Raw genomic sequence first — 9,838 nt, forward strand, 5'->3', positions numbered from 1 at the left:
TGCGGCGTGCAGGGCGGCGGTCGTTCGCCAGGCGGCGACGCGGCCGGCCGCGTGGGGCGCGGCGCCACCGCACGCGCACGCGTGGACGAAAGCGGTGTGTGAGGCTGGAGCACACCTTGACGCTGCTGTCGCTCGGCTGCCGCGACCCCGACGACGATCTGCGGCTGCTGCGTCTGTGCATGTCGGTGGGGGTGATCGGTGTGGACGTGCGGCTGGCCACGCGGCCGGCGCACGTGCTGCATCCGCCGCGCCGGTGCGCCGCGCAGGTGCTGGTGGTGGCGGGCCTGGATGCGCCGGAGCACGACGTGATCGGCCTCATCGGCGCCTTGGGGGCGTGGCGCCTGGGCCTGATCGCGATCATCGAGCGGGAGCGGCAGCGCGATCCGGTGCTGGCCGCAGGGGTCGATCGGGCGCTGCCCGTGAGCATCGACCGGGAGGCGTTCGTGGCGGAGGTTCAGTCGCTGCTGCAGGCCTATGCGCCCACGGCGCAGACCCTGCGTCATCGCGACGGGCGCGACGCGCAGGGGGCCGGGATGGGGGTGGGCTATCCCCGCTGGGGCGGTGCTTGAGCCGGGCGATGGCGCGGTGCGCCGGTCTGTTCGCCTGCTGCACGGGCAGGCGGCAGGACGCGGCGCTGCGCCTGAGCGCACGCGGCGACGGGTGGGGGAGGCGCGCTGCGCGGCACTGCCCTGTCAGGCGATGGCGGAACCTGCTTGCGGCTGGTGTCCGTGCAGTGCAGGGAGCCTGATGGACCGGATGCCTGACCCCTGGCGGTCGACGCCGGTCGAGTTGCGGCATCTGCGCTGCTTCCTGGCCGTGGCGAGCGAGCTGCATTTCGCGCGCGCGGCGCAGCGGCTGCACATCGAGCAGTCGCCGCTGTCGCGGACGATCAAGGAGCTGGAGGAGGCCTTGGGCGTGCAGTTGTTCGCGCGCACGACGCGCAGCACGCGGCTGACGCGGGCCGGCGAGCTGTTCCTGGCGCATGCGCACCGGGTCTTCGCGGTGCTGGGCCAGGCGCACGACAGCGTGCGTGCCGCGGCGCATGGCTACTACGGGCAGATGCGCATCGCGCTGTCCGATGCGATTCCCTCGGCCCAGCTGGCGGCGCTGCTGGCCCTGTGCCGGCAGGAGGAACCCGAGGTGGACGTGCGGCTGTTCCGTGTGCCCTTGGCGCAGTTGCTCAAAGGGCTGCGCGAGGAGCAGTACGACGTGGGGCTGGCGCAGTGCGGCACGCCGGGCGACGGCGTGGTGGCCGAGCAGGTGTGGAGCGAGCCGCTGCGCGTGGCCGTGCCAGCGCGCCATCCGCTGCTGGCCTACCGGCGCATCCCGCTGGACGAATTGCTGCGCTATCCCTTGCTGATGGGCGATGCGCGGGTGTTCGAGGGCTATGCGGGCCAGGTGGCGCAGGTGCTGTGCACCAGCGGGCAGGAGCCGCTGGTGGCCGAGACGGTGGATTCGTCCGAACTGATGATGGTGCTGGTCTCGGCCGGCATCGCGCTGGCACTGGTCGGCGAGTCGCTGATCGCCGCCAGCCACGAACTCCACGTGGTGGCGCGGCCGTTGGCGGGGCGCTCGCCCCGGCTGCATACCTACCTGCTGCGGCCTGCCGGAGAACCGCCGGAAGCGCTGGGGCGCTTCATCGAGCGGGTGCATGCGGTGGATGCGCAGAACGGCGTCAAGGTGACGCGCCATGGCTTGCCCGAGCCGCCAGCCACCCCATCGTGATGCCGTCCGCCGTTGCACACGGGCGGGCGGATTGCGTCGTGGCGATCCTGATGGGTCGTCTGTGTTTCCACTGGATTGGAGGAATGCCTGCCATGAAAAGATCGTTGACCTTGCTCGCCGCCATGCTGCTCACCGCCTGCAAGCCCGGGCACCGGCCCATGCCCACCGTGGAGGAACTCATCGCGCAGCCCGAACGGCTGCAGAAGTTGCAGAGGCGGTGCAAGCTGGACCGTGACTCCATGGGCGATGCCCTGTGCGCCCGGGTGGGAGAGGCCACGACGCGGCGCTTCCTGGGGGAAGGGCGGCCCAGGCCGCCCGATCCGTACAAGGCGGCGCCGCAGCCCTGATCGCGCTGCTGCGCGTCGCTGCGCGGCTGCGTGCCGTTGCGGCGGGGCGCAGGAGGCGCATGCGCCCATCGCGTGACTGCGCGCTCCAGCACGCTGCCATCGTCTCCGGTTCGCCCGGGTGGGCGTTGTTGATTCCTGTGCGACGTTTGTGCCGATTTCGGTCTTTGACCGCCTCCTGATGCGGCCCTGATCCTCGCCCGTGCGGCACGCCTTCGTGCCGCCACGCGCACGCGGTGTGCGCGTGTCGCACGCAGCGGAGGGCGTTGTGCAGCAGTCGGGCGCAAGCCATCAGGGCATTCTCTACGGGCAGGTGGCGGTGGTCGTCGGCACGGCCGTGGCCGGCGTGTGGGCCGGCACGCAGTGGACCGCCGCGGCGCTGGGCTATCAGGCCCGGTTGGGCGCGCCCTGGTTCGAGTCGTTCGGGGCGAAGGTCTACCACCCGTGGCGGCTGTTCGAGTGGTGGTTCTTCTACGACGCCTACGCGCCGAAGGTCTTCGACACGGGCGGCGCGATCGCGGCCTCCGGTGCGCTGGCCTCGGTGGGCGCGGCCGTGGCGCTGTCGCTGTGGCGCTCGCGGCAGTCGCGCCGCGTCACCACCTATGGTTCGGCCCGCTGGGCGGATGCGGCGGACGTGCGCAAGGCCGGGCTGGACGCGCCCGCCGGGGTGTTCCTCGGCCGCCATGGCGACGCCTATCTGCGCCACGACGGGCCGGAACACGTGCTGACCTTCGCGCCCACGCGCTCGGGCAAGGGCGTGGGGCTGGTGGTGCCGACGCTGCTGTCCTGGCCGGCGTCGGCGGTCATCCACGACATCAAGGGCGAGAACTGGCAGATCACCGCGGGCTGGCGCGCGCGCTTCTCGCACTGCCTGCTGTTCAACCCCACGGATGCCCGGTCGGCGGCCTACAACCCGCTGCTGGAGGTGCGGCGCGGCGCGCACGAGGTGCGCGACGTGCAGAACATCGCCGACATCCTGGTCGATCCCGAAGGTGCGCTGGAGCGGCGCAACCACTGGGAGAAGACCAGCCATGCGCTGCTGGTGGGGGCCATCCTGCACGTGCTCTATGCGGGCGAGGACAAGACGCTGCGCGGCGTGGCCAACTTCCTCTCCGACCCGGCCAGCCCGTTCGAGCTGACGCTGCACCGGATGATGACCACGCCGCATCTGGTCGATCGGCCGCATCCTGTGGTCGCGTCGGCGGCGCGGGAGGTGCTCAACAAGTCGGAGAACGAGCGCTCCGGCGTGTTGAGCACCGCCATGTCGTTCCTGGGCCTGTACCGCGACCCGACGGTGGCCGAGGTCACCTCGCGCTGCGATTGGCGCATCGCGGACCTGATTGCGGCCGAGCACCCGGTGTCGCTGTACCTGGTGGTGCCGCCGTCGGACATCTCGCGGACCAAGCCGCTGATCCGGCTGCTCCTCAACCAGATCGGCCGGCGCCTGACCGAATCGCTGGACGGGGCGGACGGCATCGCGCGCCGCCACAAACTGCTGCTGATGCTCGATGAGTTTCCGGCGCTGGGCCGGCTGGATTTCTTCGAGACGGCGCTGGCGTTCATGGCGGGCTACGGCATCCGCAGCTTCCTGATCGCGCAGTCGCTCAACCAGATCGACAAGGCCTACGGCCAGAACCATTCGATCCTGGACAACTGCCATGTGCGGGTGACCTTCGCGACCAACGACGAGCGCACCGCCAAGCGCATCTCCGAGACGCTGGGCACCGCGACCGAGCTGCGCGCGCAGCGCAACTACGCCGGCCACCGGCTGGCGCCGTGGCTGGGCCACTTGATGGTCTCGCGCCAGGAGACGGCGCGCCCGCTGCTCACGCCCGGCGAGGTGATGCAGCTGCCGCCCGACGAGGCTGTGGTGATGGTCTCCAGCGTGGCGCCGATCAAGGCCCAGAAGCTGCGCTATTACGCGGACGCGAATTTCAAGCGGCGCGTGCAGCCTCCGCCCGTGCTGGGGGGAGGCCGCTATGCCGATACGCCGCCCGCGCGCGCCGACGACTGGAGCGGGCTGGCGATTCCGGTGGTGCCCGCAGCACCGTCCAGCGCTGCTGGTGGCGGCACGGGCAGCGCCGACGACGGCGGCCCGCGCCGGCAGCCCGAACTCGCCGAGACCGTCGCCTACGACGCCGGGCCCGTGGCGCCTGCCGGCGACCTCGCGCTGCTCGATGACGACGACGCGCCGCTTCCGCTCCCCCGCCAGTTCGACCCGGCCCTGCAGCGCACGGCCCGGCTGGCGTCTCTCGACCCTGACGACGGCATCGACCTATGACCCAGCATCGACTCAATCTGTTCATCCAGCCCGAGCACGCCAGGCGCCTGGACGCGCTGGCCGCGAAGAAGGGCGTGTCCAAGTCGTCCATCGTGGCGGCGGCGCTGGCGTCCTGGCTGTCGCCGGATGCCGGCGACCAGCGCGAGGCGGCCATCGCCAAGCGGCTGGATCGCCTCTCGCGGCAGGCCGAGCGGCTGGAGCGCGACCAGAACATCCTGATCGAGACGGTGGCGCTGTACGTGCGCTACTACCTCACGGTCAGCACGCCGGTGCCCGAAGCCCATCAGGACGCCGCCCGCGCGCAGGGCAAGGTGCGCTTCGAACAGTTCGTCGAACAGTTGGGGCGCCATCTGCTGCGTGGCCGCAGCCTGGTGCGCGACGTGGTGGAGGAGCTGCATCCCGATCCGATGCGGATGGAGGACGCGGCAGCCGCAGCCCAGGCGCAGGAGCGTGCGTCATGAGCGCGGTGGCGCTGTCCTTCGCCGCCACGTCGCTGGATCGCCGCGTCCGGATGCTGCGCACGGCAATGGGGCCGGTGATCGCCACCGCGCTGGAGGACCCGGATGTGGTGGAGATCCTGCTCAACCCCGACCGCAGCCTCTGGGTGGACCGGCTGTCGTCGGGGCGTGCGCCGATGGGCGTGGAGCTGCCCGAGGCCGATGGCGAGCGGATCATCCGGCTGGTGGCGGCGCACGTGGGCGCGGAGGTGCATCGCGGTCAGCCGCTGCTGTCCGCCGAATTGCCCGAGACCGGCGAGCGCTTCGAGGGTGTTCTGCCGCCGGCAGCGCCCGGGCCGGCCTTCGCGCTGCGCAAGCGGGCGGTGGGGGTGATTCCGCTGCCACGCTACATCGCCGACGGCATGATGACCGCCGCCCAGGCGGGCCTGCTGGTGCGTGCCGTGCGCGAGCGCCAGAACGTGCTGATCGCCGGCGGCACCAGCACCGGCAAGACCACGCTGGCCAACGCGCTGCTGGCCGAGATCGCCGCCACCGGCGACCGCGTGCTGGTGCTGGAAGACACGGTGGAGCTGCAGTGCGCGGCGCGCGACCACGTGCCGCTGCGCACGCGCCAGGGCGTGGTGTCGATGACCGAGCTGGTGCGCTCGTCCATGCGCCTGCGGCCGGACCGCGTGGTGGTGGGCGAGGTGCGCGGCGCCGAAGCGCTGGACCTCATCAAGGTCTGGGGCACCGGGCACCCGGGCGGCATCGCCACCATCCATGCCGGCTCCGCGCTGGGCGCGCTGCTGCGCCTGGAGCAGCTGATTCTCGAAGTGGCGGTGAACCCGCCGCGTGCGCTGATCGCCGAGGCGGTCGACCTGGTGATCCACATCGCCGGGCGCGGGCGCAAGCGCCGCATCGAGAGCATCGCCCGCGTCGTCGGCTTCGACGGTGCGGGCTATCGCCTGGTGGATGCGCTGGAAACGCCGTTTCCGGAGCTGCCGCCGGTGTCCTTCCCATCCCATGACTCGTCACTTTCTGGAGAACTGCCATGACGCAGATGCACCTTGCTGCTTTCCGTCTTTCCGCCAACCCGCGTTCGACGGCGCCCGACGACGCGCGCCTGGCGCGCGTCGTCCGCCCGGCCGTGCAGGGCCTGATGCTTGCCGCGCTGTCGCTGCTGCTGGCCGGTACGGCCCAGGCCGCCGGCTCGTCCATGCCGTGGGAGGGGCCGCTGCAGTCCATCCTCGAATCCATCCAGGGGCCGGTGGCGCGCATCGTGGCGGTGATCATCATCATCTCGACCGGGCTGGCGCTGGCCTTCGGCGACACCTCGGGCGGCTTTCGCAAGCTGATCCAGATCGTCTTCGGGCTGAGCATCGCGTTCGCCGCGTCGTCGTTCTTCCTGTCGTTCTTCAGCTTCTCGGGCGGGGCGCTCGTATGAGTGCGGCCGGTGAGCTGCCCGGCTTCGAGGTGCCGCTGCACCGTTCGTTGACCGAGACCATCCTGCTGGGCGGTGCGCCACGCACGGTGGCGATCGCCAACGGCACGCTGGCCGCCGCGGTGGGGCTGGGCCTGCAACTGTGGATTCCCGGCGTGGTGCTCTGGATCGTCGGCCACTCACTGGCGGTCTGGGGCGCGCGCGTCGATCCGCAGTTCATGCAGGTCTTCGCCCGGCACATCAAGCATCGCCCGCTGCTGGACGTGTGAGCGGAGGAGGCCCGCATGCTGAACCTCACCGAGTACCGCCAGCGGCCTGCGCTGCTGGCCGACTGGCTGCCCTGGGCGGGCCTGGTGGCGCCGGGCGTGGTGCTGAACAAGGACGGGGCGTTCCAGCGCACGGCGCGGTTCCGCGGACCGGACCTGGACAGCGCCACGCAGGGCGAGCTGATCGCCACGTCGGCGCGGCTGAACAACGCGCTGCGCCGCCTGGGGTCGGGCTGGGCCCTGTTCGTCGAGGCCGAGCGCCGGCCGGCGGCGGACTACCCGCAGTCGGTGTTTCCGGAGCCGCTGTCCTGGCTGGTGGACGAGGAGCGGCGCGCCGCGTTCGAGGACGCCGGCCAGCACTTCGAGAGCGGCTACCACCTGACGCTGGTGTATCTGCCGCCCGAAGAATCCCGGGCGCGCGCGGCGGCGTTGCTCTACGAGAACACGCCCACCGAGGGCGTGAACTGGCGCGAGCGGCTGCAGGCCTTCGTGGCGGAAACGGACCGGGTGTTCGATCTGCTCGACGGCGTGATGCCGGACATCGCCTGGCTCGACGACGCTGGCACGCTGACCTATCTGCATGCCACGGTGTCCACGCGGCGCCACCGCGTGCGCGTGCCCGAGGTGCCGTTCCACCTCGACGCGCTGTTGGCCGACTGCCCGCTGGCCGGCGGCCTGGCGCCGACGCTGGGCGGCCAGCACCTGCGCGTGGTGTCGGTGCGTGGCTTTCCGACGGCGACATGGCCGGGGGTGCTGGACGACCTCAACCGTCTCGGCTTCGCCTACCGATGGAGCACGCGCTTCCTCTGCCTCGACAAAGCCGAGGCGGAGAAGGAACTCACCCGCCTGCGCCGGCAGTGGTTCGCCAAGCGCAAGAACGTCATCGCGCTGCTGCGCGAAACGGTCTTCCAGCAGGAAAGCCCGCTGGTCGATACGGATGCGAGCAACAAGGCGGCCGACGCCGATGCGGCGCTGCAGGCACTGGGCAGCGACCAGGTCGCTTTCGGCTATCTGACCGCCACCGTGACGGTGCTCGATGCCGATCCGGCCACGGCCGACGAGCAGTTGCGCATGGTGGAGCGTGTCATTCAGGGCCGCGGCTTCGTCACGATTCCTGAGACCCTCAATGCCGTGGAGGCGTGGCTGTCGTCCATTCCCGGCAATGCCTACGCCAACGTGCGCCAGCCCATCGTCTCGACGCTGAACCTGGCGCACCTGATGCCGGTATCGGCGGTCTGGGCAGGGCCGGAGCGCAATGCCCATCTCGCTGGGCCGCCGCTGATCGTCACGCGCACCGAGGGCGCGACGCCGTTCCGGCTGGTGACGCACGTCGGCGACGTCGGCCACACGCTGGTGGCCGGCCCGACCGGCATGGGCAAGTCGGTGCTGCTGGCCACCCTGGCGATGCAGTTCCGGCGCTACGCCGGTTCGCGCCTGTTCGTCTTCGACATGGGGCGCTCGATGCGGGCCACGATCCTGGGCCTGGGCGGCGAGCACTACGACCTGGGCAAGGGCGCGGAGGAGGGCGGCGAGATCGCCTTCCAGCCGTTGGCACGTATCGACCAGGACGGCGACCGCGCCTGGGCCGCGGAATGGATCGAGGGCCGCTTGCTGCACGAGGGCGTGCCGGTCGGGCCGGACGAGAAGGCGGCGGTCTGGTCGGCGCTCGGCAGCCTGGCCGGGGCGCCGGTGCAGCAGCGCACGATGACAGGGCTGTCCGTGCTGCTGCAGTCGAACGCGCTGCGGCAGGCACTGGCGCCCTACGTGCTGGGCGGCGCCCACGGGCGGCTGCTGGACGCCGACCACGACCGTCTGGGCGCGGGCGACGTGCAGTGCTTCGAGATGGAGGAACTGATGCACAGCAAGGCCGCGGTCATGGCGGTGCTGGGCTATCTGTTCGCGCGTTTCGAGGCGCGCTTCGATGGCGCACCCACGCTGCTGATCCTGGACGAGGCCTGGCTGTTCCTCGACGACCCGGTGTTCGCCGCGCGCATCCGGCAATGGCTCAAGACGCTGCGCAAGAAGAACGTGTCGGTGATCTTCGCCACGCAGTCGCTGGCGGACATCCAGGCGTCGAGCATCGCGCCGGCCATCGTCGAGAGCTGCGCCAGCCGCATCTTCCTGCCGAACCCGCAGGCGACCGAACCGCAGATCCGCACGATCTACGAAGGCTTCGGGCTCAACGGCCGGCAGATCGAGATCGTCGCCACGGCGGTACCGAAGCGCGACTACTACTACCAGTCGCGCCTGGGCAACCGGCTGTTCGACCTCGACCTGGGGCCGGCGGCGCTGGCGTTCGCGGCGGCGTCCACGCCGCAGGACCAGCGCGACATCGATGCCGTGTTGTCGGCGAGCGCGTCTTGCGCTTCCGATTCCGCCGCGTTCGCCGCGGCGTGGCTGCGCCATCGCCATCTCGGCTGGGCGGCCGATCTGCTGCGGGCGTTTCCAGGCTCGCAGTCGTTTCCTCACCGTTCTCAGGAGAACCCGTCATGAACACTCGTGCTTCCAAGCTCTCCGCGCTGGCCGCCGCCTGCGTGCTGGCCCTGGGCGTCGCCCAGCCCGCGCATGCCCTGTTCGGCGTCGGCGACATCGTGCTCGACCCGACCAACCTGGTGCAGAACACGCTCACGGCGGTGCGCACGCTGGAGCAGATCAACAACCAGATCCGCCAGCTCCAGAACGAGGCCCAGATGCTCATCAACCAGGCGCGCAATCTGCGCAGCCTGCCGTCCAGCGTGGTGGGGCAGTTGCGCGCCAACCTCGCCACCACGCAGCGGCTGATCGCGCAGGCCAAGGGGTTGGCGTACGACGTGGCGAGCATCGACGGCGAGTTCGCGCGCCTGTACCCCGAGCAATACGCCGCCACGGTCAGCGGCAACCAGATGTACCTCGATGCGCAGGCGCGCTGGAAGAACACCCTCAACGGCCTGCAGACGACCCTGCAGATGCAGGCGCAGGCCGCGCAGAACCTGAGCGACGACGAAGGCGTGCTGGCCGACCTGGTGGGCAAGAGCCAGTCGGCCGACGGCGCCCTGCAGGCGATGCAGGCCATGAACCAGTTGCTGGCCCTGCAGGCCAAGCAGTCCATCCAGATGCAGCGCCTGCAGATCACGCAGGACCGCGCGGCGGCGCTTGAGATGGCGCGACAGGCGGCCGCCGTCGAACGCGGACGCGAAGTGACGCGGCGCTTCATGGGCAGCGGCACGGCCTACACGCCGCTGCCGGTGAACTTCTACCCCCGATGAGGGGCACGGTGATGCGACGCGCCGCCTTGCTTGCCGCCGGTGGCCTGCTGGCCGGGTGCGGCGGGCCGCAGACGCTGCCGGCGGCAATCTCGAGATCGG

10 protein-coding genes are annotated in these 9,838 nt (G+C 71.0%); all 10 read left to right on the forward strand.

What is annotated here, in order from left to right; translation table 11 throughout:
* Positions 1–116: 116 nt before the first annotated feature.
* Positions 117–569, forward strand: coding sequence for a hypothetical protein (locus tag D588_RS0116865; protein WP_157836483.1), 453 nt, complete (start codon positions 117–119; stop codon positions 567–569).
* A gap of 187 nt (positions 570–756) precedes the next feature.
* Positions 757–1,725 carry a LysR substrate-binding domain-containing protein gene (locus D588_RS0116870; RefSeq protein ID WP_043085555.1) on the forward strand — a complete coding sequence of 323 codons (969 nt, stop codon included), beginning with the start codon at positions 757–759 and terminating at the stop codon, positions 1,723–1,725.
* Between the two features lie 92 nt (positions 1,726–1,817).
* Positions 1,818–2,072 (forward strand): EexN family lipoprotein, encoded by a 255-nt coding sequence (locus D588_RS0116875; RefSeq protein WP_026143813.1) that lies wholly within the window; start codon positions 1,818–1,820, stop codon positions 2,070–2,072.
* 265 nt (positions 2,073–2,337) lie between these two features.
* The gene (locus D588_RS0116880; protein WP_043085557.1) at positions 2,338–4,350 is read left to right on the forward strand and encodes a conjugal transfer protein TraG; all 2,013 of its coding nucleotides are present in this window, start codon (positions 2,338–2,340) and stop codon (positions 4,348–4,350) included.
* Positions 4,347–4,811: a CopG family transcriptional regulator gene (locus tag D588_RS0116885; RefSeq protein WP_017916815.1), complete on the forward strand. Its 465-nt coding sequence runs from the start codon at positions 4,347–4,349 to the stop codon at positions 4,809–4,811. The genes D588_RS0116880 and D588_RS0116885 overlap by 4 nt, the downstream gene beginning before the upstream one ends.
* Positions 4,808–5,842, forward strand: coding sequence for a P-type conjugative transfer ATPase TrbB (gene trbB / locus D588_RS0116890; protein WP_017916816.1), 1,035 nt, complete (start codon positions 4,808–4,810; stop codon positions 5,840–5,842). Before D588_RS0116885 ends, trbB begins: the two co-directional genes overlap by 4 nt.
* Positions 5,839–6,231: a TrbC/VirB2 family protein gene (locus tag D588_RS0116895; RefSeq protein WP_017916817.1), complete on the forward strand. Its 393-nt coding sequence runs from the start codon at positions 5,839–5,841 to the stop codon at positions 6,229–6,231. The genes trbB and D588_RS0116895 overlap by 4 nt, the downstream gene beginning before the upstream one ends.
* Positions 6,228–6,497, forward strand: a complete 270-nt coding sequence (locus tag D588_RS0116900) for a VirB3 family type IV secretion system protein (RefSeq protein ID WP_017916818.1) — start codon at positions 6,228–6,230, stop codon at positions 6,495–6,497. The genes D588_RS0116895 and D588_RS0116900 overlap by 4 nt, the downstream gene beginning before the upstream one ends.
* 15 nt (positions 6,498–6,512) lie before the next feature.
* A complete protein-coding gene (gene trbE, locus D588_RS0116905; protein ID WP_017916819.1) occupies positions 6,513–8,987 on the forward strand; it encodes a conjugal transfer protein TrbE in 2,475 nt (824 codons plus the stop codon).
* Positions 8,984–9,739: a P-type conjugative transfer protein TrbJ gene (gene trbJ, locus D588_RS0116910; RefSeq protein ID WP_017916820.1), complete on the forward strand. Its 756-nt coding sequence runs from the start codon at positions 8,984–8,986 to the stop codon at positions 9,737–9,739. Before trbE ends, trbJ begins: the two co-directional genes overlap by 4 nt.
* The last annotated feature ends 99 nt before the right edge of the window (positions 9,740–9,838 follow it).

It is taken from the genome of Xanthomonas sp. SHU 308 (genome assembly GCF_000364645.1).
Lineage (GTDB): Bacteria > Pseudomonadota > Gammaproteobacteria > Xanthomonadales > Xanthomonadaceae > Xanthomonas_A > Xanthomonas_A sontii.